At 66.8% G+C, this 17,141-nt stretch carries 19 protein-coding genes and 1 tRNA gene; 10 read left to right on the top strand and 10 right to left on the bottom strand.

The window, feature by feature from the left end; all coding sequences use genetic code 11:
• Positions 1–287: 287 nt before the first annotated feature.
• On the bottom strand, positions 288–1,907 hold the full coding sequence (locus NBY65_RS23085) for an arylsulfatase (RefSeq protein ID WP_203330624.1): 1,620 nt from the start codon (positions 1,905–1,907) through the stop codon (positions 288–290).
• Between the two features lie 217 nt (positions 1,908–2,124).
• Here NBY65_RS23085 and NBY65_RS23080 point away from each other — a divergent pair, with 217 nt between their 5' ends.
• Positions 2,125–2,322, top strand: a complete 198-nt coding sequence (locus NBY65_RS23080; RefSeq protein ID WP_150043079.1) for a hypothetical protein — start codon at positions 2,125–2,127, stop codon at positions 2,320–2,322.
• A 27-nt stretch (positions 2,323–2,349) separates the two neighbouring features.
• Here the strand turns inward: NBY65_RS23080 and NBY65_RS23075 are convergent, their stop codons facing one another.
• Entirely contained in the window at positions 2,350–3,753 is a 1,404-nt protein-coding gene (locus NBY65_RS23075; RefSeq protein WP_150043078.1) for an IS701 family transposase, read from the bottom strand.
• 167 nt (positions 3,754–3,920) lie between these two features.
• Here NBY65_RS23075 and NBY65_RS23070 point away from each other — a divergent pair, with 167 nt between their 5' ends.
• The 9 genes from NBY65_RS23070 to NBY65_RS23030 all read left to right on the top strand — a co-directional run bounded on the left by NBY65_RS23070 (position 3,921) and on the right by NBY65_RS23030 (position 11,387).
• The gene (locus tag NBY65_RS23070; RefSeq protein ID WP_150043077.1) at positions 3,921–4,586 is read left to right on the top strand and encodes a hypothetical protein; all 666 of its coding nucleotides are present in this window, start codon (positions 3,921–3,923) and stop codon (positions 4,584–4,586) included.
• Between the two features lie 149 nt (positions 4,587–4,735).
• The gene (locus tag NBY65_RS23065) at positions 4,736–4,975 is read left to right on the top strand and encodes a hypothetical protein (RefSeq protein WP_150043076.1); all 240 of its coding nucleotides are present in this window, start codon (positions 4,736–4,738) and stop codon (positions 4,973–4,975) included.
• On the top strand, positions 4,972–5,241 hold the full coding sequence (locus NBY65_RS23060; RefSeq protein WP_150043075.1) for a hypothetical protein: 270 nt from the start codon (positions 4,972–4,974) through the stop codon (positions 5,239–5,241). Before NBY65_RS23065 ends, NBY65_RS23060 begins: the two co-directional genes overlap by 4 nt.
• An 81-nt stretch (positions 5,242–5,322) precedes the next feature.
• Positions 5,323–5,640, top strand: coding sequence for a hypothetical protein (locus NBY65_RS23055; RefSeq protein ID WP_250265731.1), 318 nt, complete (start codon positions 5,323–5,325; stop codon positions 5,638–5,640).
• A complete protein-coding gene (locus NBY65_RS23050; protein WP_150043073.1) occupies positions 5,637–7,280 on the top strand; it encodes a ParB N-terminal domain-containing protein in 1,644 nt (547 codons plus the stop codon). Before NBY65_RS23055 ends, NBY65_RS23050 begins: the two co-directional genes overlap by 4 nt.
• A 77-nt stretch (positions 7,281–7,357) precedes the next feature.
• Positions 7,358–7,828, top strand: coding sequence for a GIY-YIG nuclease family protein (locus NBY65_RS23045; RefSeq protein WP_150043072.1), 471 nt, complete (start codon positions 7,358–7,360; stop codon positions 7,826–7,828).
• 326 nt (positions 7,829–8,154) lie between these two features.
• Entirely contained in the window at positions 8,155–8,979 is an 825-nt protein-coding gene (locus tag NBY65_RS23040; protein ID WP_150045871.1) for an IS5 family transposase, read from the top strand.
• 168 nt (positions 8,980–9,147) lie between these two features.
• Positions 9,148–9,960 carry an IS5 family transposase gene (locus tag NBY65_RS23035; protein WP_250265680.1) on the top strand — a complete coding sequence of 271 codons (813 nt, stop codon included), beginning with the start codon at positions 9,148–9,150 and terminating at the stop codon, positions 9,958–9,960.
• A 275-nt stretch (positions 9,961–10,235) separates the two neighbouring features.
• Positions 10,236–11,387 carry a site-specific integrase gene (locus NBY65_RS23030; RefSeq protein ID WP_150044518.1) on the top strand — a complete coding sequence of 384 codons (1,152 nt, stop codon included), beginning with the start codon at positions 10,236–10,238 and terminating at the stop codon, positions 11,385–11,387.
• Between the two features lie 89 nt (positions 11,388–11,476).
• Here the strand turns inward: NBY65_RS23030 and NBY65_RS23025 are convergent.
• From NBY65_RS23025 to rpsP, 8 genes are all read right to left on the bottom strand, one after another.
• A tRNA-Arg gene (locus NBY65_RS23025) sits at positions 11,477–11,553 on the bottom strand.
• Positions 11,554–11,647: 94 nt separating this feature from the next.
• Positions 11,648–12,760, bottom strand: coding sequence for a 3-isopropylmalate dehydrogenase (leuB, locus tag NBY65_RS23020; RefSeq protein ID WP_150044520.1), 1,113 nt, complete (start codon positions 12,758–12,760; stop codon positions 11,648–11,650).
• Positions 12,761–12,992: 232 nt separating this feature from the next.
• Entirely contained in the window at positions 12,993–13,613 is a 621-nt protein-coding gene (gene leuD, locus NBY65_RS23015; RefSeq protein WP_150044522.1) for a 3-isopropylmalate dehydratase small subunit, read from the bottom strand.
• Positions 13,613–15,049, bottom strand: coding sequence for a 3-isopropylmalate dehydratase large subunit (gene leuC / locus NBY65_RS23010; protein WP_150044524.1), 1,437 nt, complete (start codon positions 15,047–15,049; stop codon positions 13,613–13,615). Before leuC ends, leuD begins: the two co-directional genes overlap by 1 nt.
• A 41-nt stretch (positions 15,050–15,090) precedes the next feature.
• On the bottom strand, positions 15,091–15,486 hold the full coding sequence (gene rplS, locus NBY65_RS23005) for a 50S ribosomal protein L19 (protein WP_150044526.1): 396 nt from the start codon (positions 15,484–15,486) through the stop codon (positions 15,091–15,093).
• Positions 15,487–15,511: 25 nt separating this feature from the next.
• Positions 15,512–16,237: a tRNA (guanosine(37)-N1)-methyltransferase TrmD gene (trmD, locus tag NBY65_RS23000; protein WP_150044528.1), complete on the bottom strand. Its 726-nt coding sequence runs from the start codon at positions 16,235–16,237 to the stop codon at positions 15,512–15,514.
• Positions 16,234–16,773, bottom strand: coding sequence for a ribosome maturation factor RimM (gene rimM, locus NBY65_RS22995; RefSeq protein WP_150044530.1), 540 nt, complete (start codon positions 16,771–16,773; stop codon positions 16,234–16,236). The genes trmD and rimM overlap by 4 nt, the downstream gene beginning before the upstream one ends.
• A 10-nt stretch (positions 16,774–16,783) precedes the next feature.
• Positions 16,784–17,116 carry a 30S ribosomal protein S16 gene (gene rpsP, locus NBY65_RS22990; RefSeq protein ID WP_150044531.1) on the bottom strand — a complete coding sequence of 111 codons (333 nt, stop codon included), beginning with the start codon at positions 17,114–17,116 and terminating at the stop codon, positions 16,784–16,786.
• Positions 17,117–17,141 lie beyond the last annotated feature (25 nt).

The following is a 17,141-nucleotide window of genomic DNA, read 5'->3' as shown; positions in this document are numbered from 1 at the left end:
CATCTCGACATCCGTCATGGCCAGAATACCCCCCCCGCTTCTTGAGAGGCTGGGCGAACGGTTGTGCGTGCCGCCGTTACAGCCGGGAGCCGGTAGATAACCCCACCGCGCCCCATCGGCCCCCGCCATGGCGAGTTCGTCTGCTCTCTCTATCATCGCGGGTGGGCCGTACTCGCGCGCTGTGTCGTCGTGCAGCACAAGCATCTTCAGTACTCGGAAGAACCGATCCTCGACGGTTGCACCGGTCAGGTAGCGGATGCGCCCGGGCGCACCGCCACGGCGATCGGCTACTGCGCCTGGTGGCTCTTCACGATTTCGTCGATCTTCTCCTTCACGGCCTGTAGGTTGAAGGAGGCAGGAGCCTGCATTGGCGGGTAATCGATGCCCGTCCGGGCCAGGTCCGCCACGACTTTCTGAACCACGACGAAACGCCAGAACTCGCGGGCCATGAAGTCGTTCATGTAACCGCCGCCAAGCGTATTGAGTGTTTCGCCACGGATCGACGGTGTCCGCTCGAACGGGTCCTGACGGAGGTTCACGATGGTTGGCATGTCCGTCGTGACCTTTTCGCCCGGCCAGCCATAGGGCTGCTCGAAGAAGCGGTACTTGAAGTCATCGATGCGGATGGCGCCAAGATGCGGTCCGCCGAAATAGAACAGTTCGTGCCGCTTCGTCGGCCCCCGGTCCAGCAGCAGGTCGAGTTGGTTGTAGCCGTCCAGGTGGTTCTTGTAGGTGCGGTCGCCCAGCTTCACCCCCTTCAGCAACTGGTCGGTGATGTTCGGGTTGCCGGCGGCGGCGACCAGCGTCGGCAGCCAGTCGAGGCCGGAGAACAGGCCGTTCTCGACCTTACCCGCCTTGATCCTGCCCGGCCACCTGATGATCGCCGGCACGCGGAAGCCGCCCTCGTAGACCGTTCCCTTGGTCGCCTTGAACGGGGTCATGCCTCCGTCCGGCCAGGTGAACACTTCGGCACCGTTGTCGGTTGTGAAAATCACAATCGTGTTCTCAGCCTCGCCGATATCCTCCAGGTGCTTCAGCAGCACGCCAACACTATCGTCAAGTTGCGCCATGCCGGCTTCTTCCAGGCCGTAGTTATTCTGTGGGTTCATCAGCCCCTGGTATTTAGCAGAGAGATAGGTGAACACGTGCATGCGTGTGGTATTGTGCCATACAAAGAATGGCTTGCCGGCCTGCTTTGCCTTGTCCATGAAGGCCGAACTGGCGCCGACCAGCACCTCGTCGAAGGTCTCCATGTTGTACTTGGCGCTGGGGCCGTGCTGCCATCCCTGCCGGCCCGCCATATTGGGGAACGGCGCCAGGGGGCCTTCATCGACGATTCTCTGTTTGCCCACCTTGCCCCAGCGCGGCTGGACGGTGGCGTCGTCGACGTCACTCGCGTAGGAATGCACCAGATTGCGCGGACCGGTCTTCTCGATCCAGTCCTGCGGGTAAGAGTACCAGTACGGATCGGACATGGCGTCGAGATGGTACAGGTAGCCGAAGAACTCATCGAAGCCGTGGACGGTCGGCAGGTACCTGTTTAGGTCGCCCAGATGGTTCTTGCCGAACTGTCCGGTCGCATAGCCCATCGACTTCAGGACGGTGGCGAGCGTTACAGCCTCGTCGGGAAGGCCCACTGAGGCTCCGGCCTGACCAACGGTCGTCAGACCCGTGCGCAGCGGCAACTCGCCGGTGATGAAGTTCGCCCGGCCGGCGGTGCAGCTTGCCTCGGCGTAGTAATCGGTGAAACGCAACCCCTCGGCGGCCAGCCTGTCGAGGTTAGGCGTCTTGCCGGACATGATGCCCTGGTGGTAAGCGCCAATGTTGAACCATCCCACGTCGTCGCCCATAATGACCAGGATGTTCGGCGGTTTCGCCGGAGCCTGGGCCGCTGCTGGGGTGACCATAGCGGTAATGGCTGCCAGAGCAACTCCGGCCGCCACTACGGCAAACCTAGTCGATCTCAATAGGCCAGTTGCCATCAGGCCTCTCCCGATTTTGCCTTGCCATTATTCAGCCGCGCCGGGGCTGCGGCTCCGTGTGTGCCGGATTAAGGAATCAGTGTGTAACCGGCGAAGGCACATTGGCTATGCAGTTTCGGCGCAAAGGCCGGACCGTGGCGGATTGTGCGCGCAGGATGCGGGCCAGGCCTCGCCGATCGAGACGCTGGCGGAGTTCTTTCCATCGTTCTCGGCCTACACTGACCAGATCCGCGCCGGTGAGTGGATGCTGCGGGTGACGACGGCGACGACCAGGCATGCCTCGCCGCACGGCGCGACCGTGAGGGAGGCCGCCTTGCGGCCGATGGCCCGTCGGTCGTGATCTCGACTTTGGCCCTTTCGGGGGAGGTCAAGCGGCGTAGGACACCAACTCGGCCAGACGCTGCTGCAGGGGCCTGGGATTTTCGGCGGTTCGTGCGCGCATCCGCCAAGTCGGATAATCGTCCCGCCACAGGATCGGGCTCACCGCCTCCTCTGTCCACAGCACCCGTCTGACAGCGGCGAGGCAGTCCACGAACGTCGGGTCCGGCTTCCTGTACCAGGCAGCGCCGAGCATCGCGAGTTGGCCGGTCCGCGCGGCCAGATCGGCGGCCCATAGCATCACCAGCGAGAACAGGCCGAGCAGCAATGGCGTGGTTCGCTGGATCGCCCGATCCGACCACTGGCGCTGTGTCTCGAACCCGAGGTGGCGCCGGGCCTCTTGGAAAGTGGGCTCGACTGCCCAGCGCATCGCGTACCACGTCAGGATCTGCAACGCGGATTGCCCAGGGTCCGAGCAGACAAACACGCGTGTCTCGGCGCGCCCGGCCGGGTCCCGGGTCAGCACCCAGCGTACCGGCATGGTCTTGCCGTGCGCGCTCCACAGGGCCGTGCCGGTCACGACGTCGACCTCCCGCTCTGCCTTCCCGTCCTTCGTCCGCCATCCTGGGATGATCATGCGCTCCCACTTCGTGGCCTTCCGCAAAGCCCGCGTCCGCGGCGTCAGCTGACGGGTGCCGACCAAGCGCGGCCTGCCTTTCTGGCCCCTTTTGCGTGGCGGGGGCGGGTTGAAGAAGCGCGCGTCCATGCGGCAGCGTGCCACGCACACCGCGTGGTCTCGCAGCGTCCAGAACACATTCAGGCTGGCGTAGGCGCCGTCCCCCACCATCACCAGCCGTCGGCCGGGGCACCAGCGGGCGACCAGCCGCATGGCCCAGGTGGCTTTCTCCGGCAGTGTCTGGTGCCGCCGCGTCCGCCTGGCATCGGTCTGCTCCGAGCGGCTCAGGACCGTCAGGAACGGTAACCCCCACGTGCGCCTGGCAAAGCCGGGCCTGGCCATCACCTGCAGTGACAGCCACCGCAGGCCCGCGACCTTGACGAAGAAGCCGCGGCTCGACCGCACCGCATCGCGCCAGATCCCCTTGTCGCGGATCCTGACGCCGCGCCGCCGTTCGACGGAGTCGTCGACGGCGATCACCAGCGGCTCGCCCTCCGGCACGAACGCCTCCTGCAGCAAACCGAGCAGGATCTTCGCGCCCTGCAGGCCCGACCACTCCGCGCGGGAGAGGAACCGATGGAACCGGCTGAACCCCCGGTCCGAGCCGCCATCCACCGCCCGCAGCGCCGCGCACACCGTCCGCCGGTTCAGGCACAGCAACGCCCCGGTCGCCAGCGCCACCGCGTTCAGCCACGACGGCTGCGTGAACATCGCCGCGAACGGCAGCAGCCACATCTCCATCGTTCGGGTGCTACTGGACGCGTCAATCTTCGCCATGGCTCCCTCCCCCGCGAGGCCATACCGTGTCTTTTCCCGTGAGAGGAGGATGGGGAATGGTCGGGTCGCCACCAGTGCCGCTTCACCGCTTGCTCGCCCCGATGGCCTCGCTTTTGCGCGCGCGACAGCCCCCAGTCAGCCCGACGACGCTTCCCGGGCCGCCACCGATGCCCCGCTCCGAGATCCTGGCCCGCTACCGCCGCCTGCGTCAGATCAGCAAGGAACAGCACGAGGCCGTCCTGGACATCATCGCCCAAGACGTCCTGCTCGACTGGGCCAGGCGCCTCGACATGACCGAGGGCAAGGCGGTGGTGCTCGAAAGCGACAATGAACTGACGCTGCCGGAGGATCTGGCCATCTATCTGCCCAGGCTGGGCCGTTCACACCCGCTCGACCGCTACGCCCAGGTCGCACGGTTCGCGCTCGGCTCCGACGAAGCGATCGTGCTCGCGGCGATGCGCCGGGCGCGTTTCTCCCTGTGGCGTATCGAGCGGCGGCACCCGACCACGGGCCTGATCCTGCGCGATCTGCTGCGGGACGAGGAGACCTGGCTGGTCGACGAGGCCATGGAAAAGAATGCGCCACCGGGAATGGAGATGGCTGCGCGTCTCCTGCAGCCCGCGAGCTTCGCGATGACCGCTCGCATCATCGTGCCGATCCTTCCAGACCTGATGACACTTCCGGAACTGATGGCAGAAGTGTTCACCAGGGCACCTGCGTTGAGACGCCTTCAGGGGGACGTTCTTGCCGGGGACCCGCGCTTCGCGATCGGCATCTATCGCGCCGCCGTGGCCGCGGGAGCGATGGATCGCGTCCGCTTCAAACGCAAATAGGGCCAGCTTCATGCGCGCGGACGCATGACCATCCCCCATCCAAAAGCGCCAAAGTCCAGCTTCCCGGCCCGCCCTATGCCTGTCCATTCTGCCGCGCGACCAAGCGCACAGCCTGGCCGCAGCGGTCGCGCCTCACCGGTGCCCAATGGGTGGAATGCGACGCCTGCCGCGCCCGTGGTCCGGTCAGCCTGCCGCATCTGCGTGGCGAGCCCCGCATCGAAGGGCTTGAGCGTGCCGTGCGCGGCTGGCTCTTCGTCGCGCAGACCGTTGCCGTCGAAGGACACGGCGACACCACCTCTGCCGAACGCTGGATGACGCGTCAGGAAGTCCTGGCGCTCGATGCCGCCGCGGCGGCCGCCGGCGTCGCCGTTGGAAGCCACTCCGCATGATCCCCGTTGAACTGGCCCACCAGCAGGCCGGAGCCGTCGAGCACGTCATCAAGGCCGAGGGTCTGGTGATCAGCCGTGACATCCGCACCATGGCGCTGCGCCTGCTGCGAAACCCGGCCATCAACTCCGACGCCCTGCTGGGCGCCTACGACGCGCTGATCGAGCTGTCGCAGATCGCCGCACAGGACTGCCTGCACAGCGTCGCGCACGGCTATCGCCGGCTGGGTGAGCTGCTCGCCGAACAGGCGCCAACCCGGGTGACGTGATGCAGGCGCCGGCGCTGCCACGGATCGGCGCCGACCTGGTTCGCGACGATGTTCAATCCCTCGATTCTCCAGAGGCGTGAGATGCTCCTTCATCCCACCCAGAGCACAGGCCCGCATCCGCAAGCAATCCGCGACATCGAGACGGTGCACCGCAAGGTGGCGGTGCTCGATCGCTGGAGACGCACGATCGGCCCGGCCACTGCCATTGGCGAGCGCCGGCTCGGCACTGTGGTGCTGCAGGTCCTGGTGGAGCTGCAGCCCGGCAACCGAATCTGGCTGGCCCCGCGCAATGTCGCGGATCTCGATGCCTTGCCGGCGGACAACGTCACCACGCTGCCGTGCCCGCACCATCGCCAAAATGCCAAGCCTTCGTCAGCGGAATTGCGAGGCGTGGCATGAAGATCGCGCTCGACCAGATCGATCCGCCGCTCGACAACGTACGGCGGATCCCGGCCACCACCGAGGCCGACACAGCGCTGCGCACGTCCATCGCCACGCTCGGCATCCTGCAGCCTCTGCTGGTGGTGCCGGCCGGCGACCGCTATCGCATCGTCGATGGCGAGCGCCGGCGCGCCCAGGGCGTCGCCGCCGGTCTGGCCGAAGCTCCGGTCGCGATCCTGGCTGAAGCCGAGGACGGATTCGTCAGCGCGGCATCGGCCGCGGCGAACATGGTGCGGGCGGAGATGTCGCCGCTCGACCAGTGGCGCGTGATGACCCGGCTGCAGCAGGAAGGCTACACCCTGCCGGCGGCGGCCGCCGCCCTTGGCCTGAATGAATGGGAGGGGCGCAAGCTGGACCGCTTGTCGCGGCTGCACCCCGACCTGCTGGCGGAGATGGCGCACGGCAACTGGCCGAACCACAGGCAGCTTGCCCGGATCGCGATGGCGCCGCTCGAGCGCCAGGCCGCGGCGTTGAAGAAGGCACGCAGCCGCAGCGGTCCCAACCGGGGCTGCATCGACTGGTGGGCCCTGGCACAGGCCTGCAGCGAGCGCCGGATTCCAGCAAGCCGCGCCATCTTCCCGATCGAGACCAGCGGCGTGGTCTTCGAAGAAGACCTGTTCGCACCGGCCTACGAACCGGAGAGCTACACGGACGATGCCGTCGGCTTCATGCGCATGCAAAAGAAGGCGTTGGAGGCGCGCATCCTCTGCCCGCCGAAGGGCGTCACCTACCAGCTCGCCGAGCACACCAAGACGGGATCGCTGAAGCTGCCGAAAGGTGGCGAGATCGAATATCAGGCCGACCCGATGCAGCCGAAGCGCGGACGCCTGGTGCTGTGGGGGATCGACGAAGGCCAGAGCTACGGGAAGGTCACCGGCACGGTCGTGAAGCTGGTGAAGCCGGAGAAAGCCAAGGCAGCACCAGCAAAGGATGCGCCCACCGAGGGCGTGGAGACTGGCAACGAGGACGCAGACCGCGACGACGCTTCTGATGCGCCGGCCACCGCGGAGCCCGAACCGGTCGGGATCACCAAGGCCGGCCTGCAGATGGTCGCAGCGGCGAAAACCGCCGCGCTGCAGGCAGCGCTCCGCGACCGCGACACCAGGCCGCCACTGGAGGAAATGGCGCCGCTGCTGGCGCTGGTGCTGACGGCCCCCAACGTCAGCCTGCGCGGCATCGACGAACCCGGTCAGTTTGAACAACTGGTTCACGGCCTCGTCTCGCCGGCAGGCCATGTCACGCCGGGGGTAATGCCGCGCCAGGCGATTGAGGACATCGTCGCCGAGGCGCTGGCGCTCTGCCTGTCGGCGGAGCCGCCCGATGCCACCCGCCGGAGCTATCGCGGCGACAGCGGCGTGGTCGCCGAGTGGATCGGCCATTTCCTCGATGCGGACGCCAAGCTCGACCGCTTCGACACCGAGCCGTTCCTGGTCACCTGCTCCGCCGCGGTGCTGCGGGAGGCGGCGAAGGCCGCCGGCATCCGCCCCGCGGCCAAGGTCGGCGAGCTGCGGGCGCAGCTCGTGGACAAGCTGCCCAACTGGCGCCCCAGCGCCGCGGCCTTCGGGGCGCCGGGGCCGAAGGCATATGCCAAAGCATGATGCTTCTATGTGCGACCACGCTATCATCTTCAGCGAAACGATAATCCATCGCTTCACTCCCTGGACACACGCCGCAAATGCCTGAACTTATTCTGAACTCGCCCGACCCAAAGACCCTGAACCACCTTATTGCAAGTGGGTTTTGCCATACAGGAACTTGGCGACGAAGTGACCAAGGTCATCCGGTGTGCGATGGCGCTTTCCCAGATGCTCCCGGCATTTATCTGTTCGTCGAGGACGAACGTATTCTGTATGTAGGATCTGCAGAACAAAGCCTGTGCAAACGGCTACGAGAGTACATGAGGAATCAGCGTAATTTGGCACCAAATAAGAGACCAGTGCACCATGCGCTTGCAAATTCTATAAATAATCTTGGAAATGTGAAGGTTTATACACGGATTATTTCCACAAAAGAAGAGCATTCATATTGCAAACTTCCCGTTGACTTGCTTCTTGGTGTAGAAAGCGGCCTCATTAAGAGTCTAAATCCTCCATGGAATCGCCGGGGCTCTAAAGCAGCGCCGAAAGACACAGCATATGATGGCTGAATTTAACATTCGCCTTTTCATGCTCGTCCTCTTTCTATCGCTCATGATCTGCAGAATTGTGACGGCCGGGTGCATGGCCGTCACGACAAGAACTGGCCGAAGCCATGTGCTGAACGTAACGCCGGGGATGGTGGCTGCTCACATCCCTCTGGAGTTCATCAATGCGCCGTCGTGTTGATGTCTCAGAGGCTGACCCGGAATGGAATTGCAACAATAAAGCGAGTTATTCCAATCGCTTGTGGTGGAGGATTGGTTGGTACACTGGGGTTGCGTGATGTCAGCAACCGCGATTCTCTCGAGTTTGCAAAGACACGAGGGACTTCGTCATGGTCTGGACCGACATCACGCGACCGAAGTATCGGCGCGACGGGCTGCGCTATGCAAGCGACACCACCGATGCCGAATGGGCGGTGATCGCGCCGCTGCTGCCGCCGCCAGCGGGGTGCGGACGGCCTCGCGAAACCAGCCTGCGAGGGGTGATCAACGCCCTCTTCTACATCGCCCAGTCCGGCTGCCAGTGGCGCCTGTTGCCCAAGGATTTCCCGCCGTTCACCACGGTGCAGCGCTACTTCTACGCTTGGCGTGACAGCGGGCTGTGGCAGGCGATCAACCACGTGCTGCTGATGCAGGTTCGCGAGGCGGCCGGCCGCGAAGCCAGCCCGACTGCGGGCGTGATCGACAGCCAGTCGGTCAAGACCACCGAGGCTGGCGGCCCCCGCGGCTATGCGGCGGAAAAGATGGTCAAAGGCCGCAAGCGGCATATCCTCACCGACACCATCGGCCTGCCGGTGGCAATGATTGTGCATTCGGCAAACATCCAGGACCGCGACGGCGCGCCACTGTTGCTGGAGAGCATCCGCAGTTCATTCCCCTGGCTGCGCCATGTGTTCGCCGATGCTGCCTACGCGGGTGAGAAGCTGCGCACGGCCCTGGACAGCATCGGCACATGGACCCTCGAGATCATCAAGCGGTCCGACGCAGCCAAGGGCTTCGTCTTGTTGCCACGGCGGTGGGTAGTCGAGCGGACGATCGCGTGGCTGAACCGCAACCGGCGCCTGGCCAAGGATTTCGAGGCCACCACGGAAAGCGCCGTGACCTGGCTCTACATCGCCAGCGTCAAGTTGATGTCCCGTCGCCTCGCCGCGACTTGAGCCGAGCACCTGATCCACTTCCCACATAGAATCAGGGAAATAGAGATACGAAGCCGATTCGAGTCAGACACTCAGAGGCTGTCTCTGAACGGATGCGGAATGGGGGTTGGATGGCCGGGTTAGGTATGATTCCAACAGGTTGTCGAGACCGAGTTGGATGGACACCTGATGTGGACCCCGACCACCCGCGCCCAACATAGACGCGATGGCCTGCGCTTCGCCAGCGACACCACCGATGCCGAGTGGGCCGTGCTGAGGCCGCTATTGCCGCCCCCTTCACCACGGGGCCGCACACCGGAATGGCCGCTGCGCGACATTATAGATGCGGTCTTCTACGTGCTCCGCGGCGGCATTCCGTGGCGGATGCTGCCGCCTTGCTTCCCGCCGCACCAGACGGTCTATGGCTGGTTTGCCCGCTGGCGCGACCGGGGCGTGTTTGAGGTGATCAACCACCACCTCGTCATGGCCGACCGTGAGCGTGCCGGTCGCGAGGCCAGCCCTTCGGCGGCAGTGATTGACAGCCAGAGCGTCAAGACCACCGAGGCAGGTGGCCCGCGCGGCTACGACGCAGGCAAGAAGATCAACGGGCGCAAGCGCCACCTTCTGGTGGACACTGATGGACGCCCGCTGGTCGGCCAAGTAACCCCGGCCAGCGTGCAGGACCGCGACGGCGCACCGCCTGTGCTCAAGGCGTCGCGCGCCAGCTTCCCGTTCATCGAGCGTGTCTTTGCCGATGCCGCCTACGCCGCCGAGCGTGTGGCTGCCGCGACGTGCATCGCCATCGAGATCGTCCGCAAGCCCGCCGGTCAGGTCGGCTTCGCCGTTCACCCAAGGCGCTGGGTGGTTGAAAGGTGCTTCGCGTGGCTCGGCCGAAACCGCCGTCTCGCCCGAGACTTCGAGGCCACCATCGCCTCGGCTACCGCCTTCCTCTACGCCGCCTCCGTCATGCTCCTCACCCGGCGGCTCGCTCGTTCCGCATGAGTTCAGAGACAGACTCTCAGAACTCCCCTTCTGGCCCCGCTGCCTCAGCCGGGAAGAGGCTGCGCGCTATGTCGGCGTCTCGGTGGCCGTCTTCGAAGCCGAAGTGCGCAATGGCATCTGGCCCCTGGGACGGGCCAGGGGCGCCAAGGGCGGCCGCTTGACGTGGGATCGGCTGGCGCTCGACGCTGCGGAGGACCGCCGGTCCGGCCTGGCGGCCGAGCCGTCCGTGAGCCTTGCGCCGGATCCGGATGTACTCGCTTGGGAGACGCGCCTGAATGCCGCGAACCACGACGACCGGTCTCAACGTCGCCTCGTATCGGCGCGCTGACGGTACCATTGTCCGGCGCTACTACGACCGGGAGACGCGCGAATTCCTCGGCACCGACCGTGACGCTGCGTTGGCCGCCGTGGCGGCCCGCCGGCAGGCCGCCCTGGCCGAAGCGGCGCTGCCGCGGTCGTTGAATGCCCTGATCGACGAATATCTCCGCACGCCCCGCTACCGCCAATTGCGTCCGAGCACGCGCACGCTCTACGACATTTACCTCGACCAGATGCGCGCCACCTGGGGCGACCTGCCGGTGCGCGGCATCCGGCCCGGCACGATCGAGCGGATCAAGACCCAGCTGCAGGACCACCCGGCGAAGGCGAACATGATCCTGGCGCTGTTCCGCCTGCTGCTGGGGCTGGCGGTGCGGCTGGAGTGGATCCCCGCGAATCCGGCGCAGCAACCCGGCCGGGTCGAGCTGCCGCCCCGCACCGAGATCTGGAGCGTCGAGGACGAGACGCGATTCCTCGATCACGCACGCCCCAGCCTGCGCCTGGCTTTTCTGCTGCTGCTCTACACCGTGCAGCGCCCCGCCGATGTGCTGGCGATGTCACGCGATGCCGTGAGCGAACGCAACGGCCGGCTCTACATCGCCCTACGCCAGCGCAAGACCGGCGCGTTGCTGGATGTGCCGGTACATGCCCGGCTGGAAACCGCGCTCCGGGCGCGAATCGCTGCCTGTGCCGACGAATCGGGTCCGGCCCTGCTGGTGGCCTCGCCACGCGGCAAGCCCTGGCGCTACCGCAACTTCGCCCGCGCCTGGGACAACACTCTGGCCAAGATGGATGCAGCCCTGGTCGAGCAATTCATCGAATCGGGGATGACGGAGAAGGACGCCCGCGCAGAGGTTGAAGCACGGCACCGGCAGCGGCGTGACCTGCGGCGGACCGGCATCGTGCGCCTGGCGGAAGCCGGCGCCACCACACCGCAGATCGCGGCCGTCAGCGGCCACGCGATCGATTACTGCCAGCGGATTATCGACACCTATTTGCCGCGCCGGACCGAGGTCGCGCTGGGCGGGATCGAAGCCTGGGAGAAGCATGCGGGGACCGAACCATCGAAGGTGGTCACCATCGCCACGGCGCGTCGCCGGAAGGGCTGAACAGCCCGGGAACCGCCAAAACCCCTTTGCGCAAAGTACTGCAAAGGATGGAGCGGTCCCGACTTATCCACAATCTAAGTGATTGAAACTGGCGCGCCCGAGAGGATTCGAACCCCTAACCCCCAGATCCGTAGTCTAGTGCTCTATCCAGTTGAGCTACGGGCGCCGCCGGTGAACGGGGATGTAGCCGGTCCGCCGGGCGGGGGCAAGAGGGAAACCGCAACGCATAGCTGGTTTCTCTCTCCCCGCTTCCGCAACGATCAGGCGGCGAGCTTGTCCAGTTCGCGCAGCACCGCCTCGCCCATCACCTGCGTGCCCACCTTGGCACAGCCCGGCGCCATCACGTCGGCCGTGCGCAGGCCATTGGCCAGCACGTTGACGCAGGCCCGCTCGATCAGCTTCGCGTCTTCCTCCATGTCGAAGGAATACCGCAGCAGCATCGCAAAGCTCAGCATCTGCGCCAGAGGATTGGCCACACCCTTGCCGGCGATGTCGGGCGCGCTGCCGTGGATCGGCTCATACAGCGCATGCCGGCGCCCTGACGCATCCGCCAGGCCCAGCGTCGCCGAAGGCAGCATGCCTAGCGAACCGGTCAGCATCGACGCCAGATCCGACAGCAGGTCACCAAACAAATTGCCGGTCAGGATCACATCGAACTGGCGCGGGTTGCGCACCAGCTGCATGGCGCAGTTGTCGGCGTACATGTGCGCCAACTCGACATCGGCGTATTCGGCATCGTGCAGCGCTTGCACCGTCTGGCGCCACAGCAGCCCGCTCTCCATCACGTTGGCCTTTTCCACCGAGCAGACGCGGCGCTGCCGCTTGCGCGCCAGCTCGAAGGCCACGCGTGCCACCCGCTCGATCTCCGGCGTGGTGTAGACCTCGGTGTTGATACCCTTCTTGGTGCCGTCAGGCAGAATCTCGATGCCGCGCGGATCGCCAAAATAGATGCCGCCCGTGGCCTCGCGCACGATCATGATGTCGAGCCCGCGCACCACCTCGGGTTTCAGCGTGCTCGCATCCACCAGCGGATCCAGCACCGTCGCCGGGCGCAGATTGGCGAACAGGCCAAGCTCCTTGCGCAGCCGCAGGATGGCCAGCTCAGGACGCTTGTCGAAACCGAGCGAATCCCACTTGGCCCCACCGACCGCGCCGAACAGCACGGCATCGGCCTCCAGCGCACGGGCAATGGTGGCATCGGCGATCGGCGTGCCACGCGCATCAATCGCGGCGCCGCCGACCAGATCCTCGGTGATGTCGAAGGCAACGTGGCGGCGGCGGTCCATCCAGTCGATGACGCGGCGAACCTCGCGCATCACCTCCGGCCCAATGCCGTCGCCCGGCAGGACCAGAAGCTTCTTGTTGGCGGCCATTGCTGAAAATCCTCGATTGCGTCTGGGGAACGCCACGGGCTCAGGCTCCGGGCCACATGGCACTCAGTCTCGGGAGCGCGGCTGCGCTCACATGAGATCGGGGGATCGGCCCAGCTGGCCTTCCCCCGCTCCCGTCCCGACAAGGGAACAGAACGTTTCCACAAAGTCCAGGACAGGCACAGCCAGGACGGACAGGGCGGGCTTGCACCCGCACGGTCCGTTCTTTGCTTCCTTACACGGCGATGCCGGACAGCCAGGGCACCTCGGCATGTCGGCGCTGCTCGTAGGCATCGATCCGCGGCGCATGCTGCAGGGTCTGGCCAATATCATCGAGCCCGTTCAGCAGCAGGTGCTTGCGGAACGGGTCGATCTCGAAGGCGATCTCCTCGCCGTTCGGGCGCACCACCACCTGCCGTTCCAGATCGATGGTCAGGCGCGCGTTCTCGCCGAGCTGCGCATCCTGCATCAGCTGGTCGCAAACCTCGCGCGGCAGCCGGATCGGCAGGATGCCGTTCTTGAAGGTGTTGTTGTAGAAAATATCGGCGAAGTCCGGCGCGATCACGCAGCGGATGCCGAAATCCAGCAACGCCCAGGGCGCGTGCTCGCGCGAGGACCCGCAGCCGAAATTCTCGTGTGCGATCAGGATCTGGGCGCGCCGGTACGGCTCCCGGTTCAGCACGAAATCCGGCCGCTCGCGCCCCTCCGCGTCGTAGCGCAGCGAATCGAACAGATTCGCCCCGAGCCCGGATCGCTTGATGGTCTTGAGGAAGCGCGCCGGGATGATCTTGTCGGTGTCGACATTCGCCATCGGCAACGGCGCTGCGATGGCGGTCAGCGTGGTGAAAGCGTCCATCACACAAGCTCCCGAACATCCGCCAGATGGCCGGTCACGGCCGCGGCCGCGGCCATGGCCGGAGAGACCAGGTGCGTCCGCCCGCCCGGCCCCTGCCGGCCCTCGAAATTGCGGTTGGAGGTGCTGGCGCAACGCTGCCCCGGCGTGAGCTTGTCGGGGTTCATGGCCAGGCACATCGAGCAGCCCGGCTCGCGCCATTCGAAGCCGGCTTCCAGCAGCACGCGATCCAGCCCCTCGGCCTCAGCCTGCTGCTTCACCAGCCCCGAGCCCGGCACCACCAGCGCCCGCACGCCCGGCGCCACCTTGCGCCCGCGCGCGACCCGCGCCACCTGGCGCAAATCCTCGATGCGACCATTGGTGCAGGAGCCGACGAACACGACATCGACCTTCAGGTCGGTCAGCCGCTGTCCCGCTTCCAGGCCCATGTACTCGATCATGCGCTGGATCTGCTGGCGACGCGCCTCGTCCGACTCCTCGCGTGGATCCGGCACGGTGCCGGTCACCGGCAGCACCGCTTCCGGGCTGGTGCCCCAGGTTACCATCGGCGGAATTTGGGCGGCGTCGAGGACGACAGTGCGGTCATAGACCGCGCCCGGATCCGACGGCAGCGTGCGCCAATAGGCAACGGCCGCCTCGAACCCCTCGCCCTTGGGGGCGAAGGGACGGCCACGCACATACTCGAAGGTGGTTGCGTCCGGCGCGATCATGCCGGCCCGTGCGCCGGCCTCGATCGACATGTTGCAGACGGTCATGCGCCCGGCCATGTCGAGCGCGCGGATTGCCTCGCCGGCGAATTCGATGACGTGGCCGTTGCCGCCCGCGGTGCCGATGCGGCCGATGATCGCCAGCACGATGTCCTTGGCGGTGCAGCCGGCCGGCAGCGTGCCGTCCACCCGCACCAACATGTTTTTCGCCGGCTTCTGCAGCAGCGTCTGCGTCGCCAGCACGTGCTCCACCTCGGAGGTGCCGATGCCGAAGGCCAGCGCCCCCAGCGCGCCATGGGTGGAGGTATGGGAATCGCCGCACACGATGGTCGTGCCGGGCAGCGACACGCCCTGCTCGGGGCCGACGATGTGGACGATGCCCTGGCGCGCATCCAGCAACGGCAGGTAGGGCACGCCGAACTCGGCGACGTTGCGCTCCAGCGTCTCGACCTGCAGCCGGCTTTCGGGCTCCGAGATGCCGTTGCGGCGATCGGAGGTGGGGACGTTATGGTCCACCACCGCGAGCGTGTGGTCCGGCCGGCGCAGCGTCCGGCCGGCGGCGCGCAGGCCCTCGAAGGCCTGCGGGCTGGTCACCTCGTGGACGAGGTGACGGTCGATGTACAGGACGCAGGTGCCGTCGGGCAAACGCTCGACGACATGCGCGTCCCATACCTTGTCGAAAAGCGTGCGCGGCGCCGGGGCCGGCGACGGATGGATGTTCGGATCAGCCATTTATTCTCCCTCCCCTGCACGCCGCAGCGCGCCCGTGCCGCCTATTCGGCGGCGGTCTGTTCCGCCGCGCCGCTCACGTCACGGGCGCGCTCGGCGATGCGGGCGGACTTGCCGCTGCGGCCGCGCAGGTAATACAGCTTGGCGCGGCGCACATCGCCGCGACGGACCACCTGGATCTCCGCGATCGTCGGCGAATACAGCGGGAACACGCGCTCCACGCCCTCGCCGTAGCTGATCTTGCGCACGGTGAAGTTACTGTTCAGCGCCTTGTTCGAGCGCGCGATGCAGACGCCCTCGAAGGCCTGCAGACGGGCGCGCTCGCCTTCCACCACCTTCACCGAGACGCGCAGCGTGTCGCCGGGGCGGAAATCGGGCACCGCACGCTCGGCGGTGAGGCGGGCGATCTGCTCGGCCTCGAGCTGCTGGATGATGTTCATGGCTTGGTCCTTTCGGTGAAATCCCTTACGGCGCGCCGGGTGCGGTGGCAACCGCGCGGCCGTGCATGTCTGATCGATGGGCCGCCCACAGATCGGGGCGGCGCTCGCGGGTGATCCGTTCCGCCTCGGCGCGGCGCCAGGCGGCGATCTCGCCGTGGTTGCCGGACAGCAGCACGTCGGGCACGGCGCGGCCCTGCCACTCGGCCGGGCGGGTGTAGTGCGGGTATTCCAGCAGTCCGGCCGAGAAGCTTTCCTCCTCGGCGCTCTCGGCCGCCCCCATCACCCCGGGCAGCAGCCGCACGCAGGCATCCAGCAGCACCATCGCCGCCAGCTCACCGCCGGAGAGCACGTAGTCGCCGATGGAGACCTCCCGCAGGCCGCGCGCCTCGATGACGCGCTGGTCGATCCCCTCGTAGCGGCCGCAGAGCAGCATCACCCCCGGCCCCGCCGCGAGGTCGCGGACCAGGTCCTGGGTCAGCGGCGCCCCGCGCGGGGTGAGGAAGATGCCGGGTCGGTCGTCGGCGATCTCGGCCAGCGCCGCATCCACCACGTCCGGCCGCATCACCATGCCGGCGCCGCCGCCGAACGGGGTGTCGTCGACGCTGCGATGCCGCCCCAGGCCGTGGGCGCGGATGTCCCGCGCCTCCAGCGACCAGGCGCCGCGCTCCAGCGCCCGCCCGGCCAGCGACTGCCCGAGCGGCCCCGGAAAGGCCCCCGGGAACAGCGTCAGCACGCTTGCCCGCCAGCTCATGCCGCGCTCTCCCGGTCCGGTGCCGCCGCCTGCTCCGCCACTACCACCTCGTCCGGCAGGACGATGGTGACGCGGCCGGCGGCAAGGTCCACCTCCGGCACGGCGGCGCGGGTGAAGGGCACCAGCAGCGGGCCGATCTCCAGGCTGGCGCCGGCGCCGTAGTCATGCACCGTGTCCACCCGGCCCAGCACCCGGCCGTCCGGCCCCACCGCCTGCAGCCCGATCAGGTCGGCGAGATAGAACTCGTCCTCCTCGGGCGGGGGCAGGCGGTCGCGCTCGACATAGAGCCGCACGTTCACCAGCCGCCCGGCGGCATCACGGTCCCGCACCGGGACCGGCTTGCCATCGACGATCTCGGTGATCTCGGCGATGCCCTCGCCGCGCCAGCGCAGCGTGAAACGGCGTCCGCGATCGTCCGCGAACGGCCCGTACTGCGGCAGTTCGTCCGGCGTGGCGGTGTAGCTGTGCACGCGCACCAGCCCCCGCACGCCGTGCGGCCTGCCGATCACGCCCATCAGGATGCGCGGTTCAGGCAAGGGCGTCGGCTCAGGCGCCAGCGGCCTTCAGCCGCTCCTGCGCCTTCTTCTTCGGCGCGGACTGGATCGGCTGCTCGCGGAAGGTCGGCATCGGCGCCAGGCCGGCATGGCCCAGGAAACGGGCGACGCGCTCGGTCGGCAGGGCGCCCTGGCTCACCCAGTGCTGGATGCGCTCGCTCTGCAGGCGCACGCGGTCGGCATGATCGGCCGGCAGCATCGGGTTGTAGCTGCCCAGCTTCTCGATGAAGCGGCCGTCCCGCGGCGAGCGGCTGTCGGCAACCACGATGTGGTAATAGGGGCGCTTCTTGGCGCCGGCGCGGGAGAGGCGAATCTTCAGGGACATGGGTTTCGGTGGTCTCCGTGTGAAT

The organism is Rhodovastum atsumiense, assembly GCF_937425535.1.
Taxonomy (GTDB): Bacteria; Pseudomonadota; Alphaproteobacteria; order Acetobacterales; family Acetobacteraceae; genus Rhodovastum; species Rhodovastum atsumiense.
This window is presented reverse-complemented; position numbering and strand designations above follow the sequence as displayed.

What these genes read in the sequence shown, in the direction of transcription:
- NBY65_RS23085 (WP_203330624.1), bottom strand. Translation starts at nt 1,907, where the DNA reads ATGGTCACCCCAGCAGCGGCCCAGGCTCCGGCGAAACCGCCGAACATC.
- NBY65_RS23075 (WP_150043078.1), bottom strand. Translation starts at nt 3,753, where the DNA reads ATGGCGAAGATTGACGCGTCCAGTAGCACCCGAACGATGGAGATGTGG.
- NBY65_RS23070 (WP_150043077.1), top strand. Translation starts at nt 3,921, where the DNA reads ATGCCCCGCTCCGAGATCCTGGCCCGCTACCGCCGCCTGCGTCAGATC.
- NBY65_RS23060 (WP_150043075.1), top strand. Translation starts at nt 4,972, where the DNA reads ATGATCCCCGTTGAACTGGCCCACCAGCAGGCCGGAGCCGTCGAGCAC.
- NBY65_RS23055 (WP_250265731.1), top strand. Translation starts at nt 5,323, where the DNA reads ATGCTCCTTCATCCCACCCAGAGCACAGGCCCGCATCCGCAAGCAATC.
- NBY65_RS23050 (WP_150043073.1), top strand. Translation starts at nt 5,637, where the DNA reads ATGAAGATCGCGCTCGACCAGATCGATCCGCCGCTCGACAACGTACGG.
- NBY65_RS23045 (WP_150043072.1), top strand. Translation starts at nt 7,358, where the DNA reads ATGCCTGAACTTATTCTGAACTCGCCCGACCCAAAGACCCTGAACCAC.
- NBY65_RS23040 (WP_150045871.1), top strand. Translation starts at nt 8,155, where the DNA reads ATGGTCTGGACCGACATCACGCGACCGAAGTATCGGCGCGACGGGCTG.
- NBY65_RS23035 (WP_250265680.1), top strand. Translation starts at nt 9,148, where the DNA reads ATGTGGACCCCGACCACCCGCGCCCAACATAGACGCGATGGCCTGCGC.
- NBY65_RS23030 (WP_150044518.1), top strand. Translation starts at nt 10,236, where the DNA reads ATGCCGCGAACCACGACGACCGGTCTCAACGTCGCCTCGTATCGGCGC.
- leuB (WP_150044520.1), bottom strand. Translation starts at nt 12,760, where the DNA reads ATGGCCGCCAACAAGAAGCTTCTGGTCCTGCCGGGCGACGGCATTGGG.
- leuD (WP_150044522.1), bottom strand. Translation starts at nt 13,613, where the DNA reads ATGGACGCTTTCACCACGCTGACCGCCATCGCAGCGCCGTTGCCGATG.
- leuC (WP_150044524.1), bottom strand. Translation starts at nt 15,049, where the DNA reads ATGGCTGATCCGAACATCCATCCGTCGCCGGCCCCGGCGCCGCGCACG.
- rplS (WP_150044526.1), bottom strand. Translation starts at nt 15,486, where the DNA reads ATGAACATCATCCAGCAGCTCGAGGCCGAGCAGATCGCCCGCCTCACC.
- trmD (WP_150044528.1), bottom strand. Translation starts at nt 16,237, where the DNA reads ATGAGCTGGCGGGCAAGCGTGCTGACGCTGTTCCCGGGGGCCTTTCCG.
- rpsP (WP_150044531.1), bottom strand. Translation starts at nt 17,116, where the DNA reads ATGTCCCTGAAGATTCGCCTCTCCCGCGCCGGCGCCAAGAAGCGCCCC.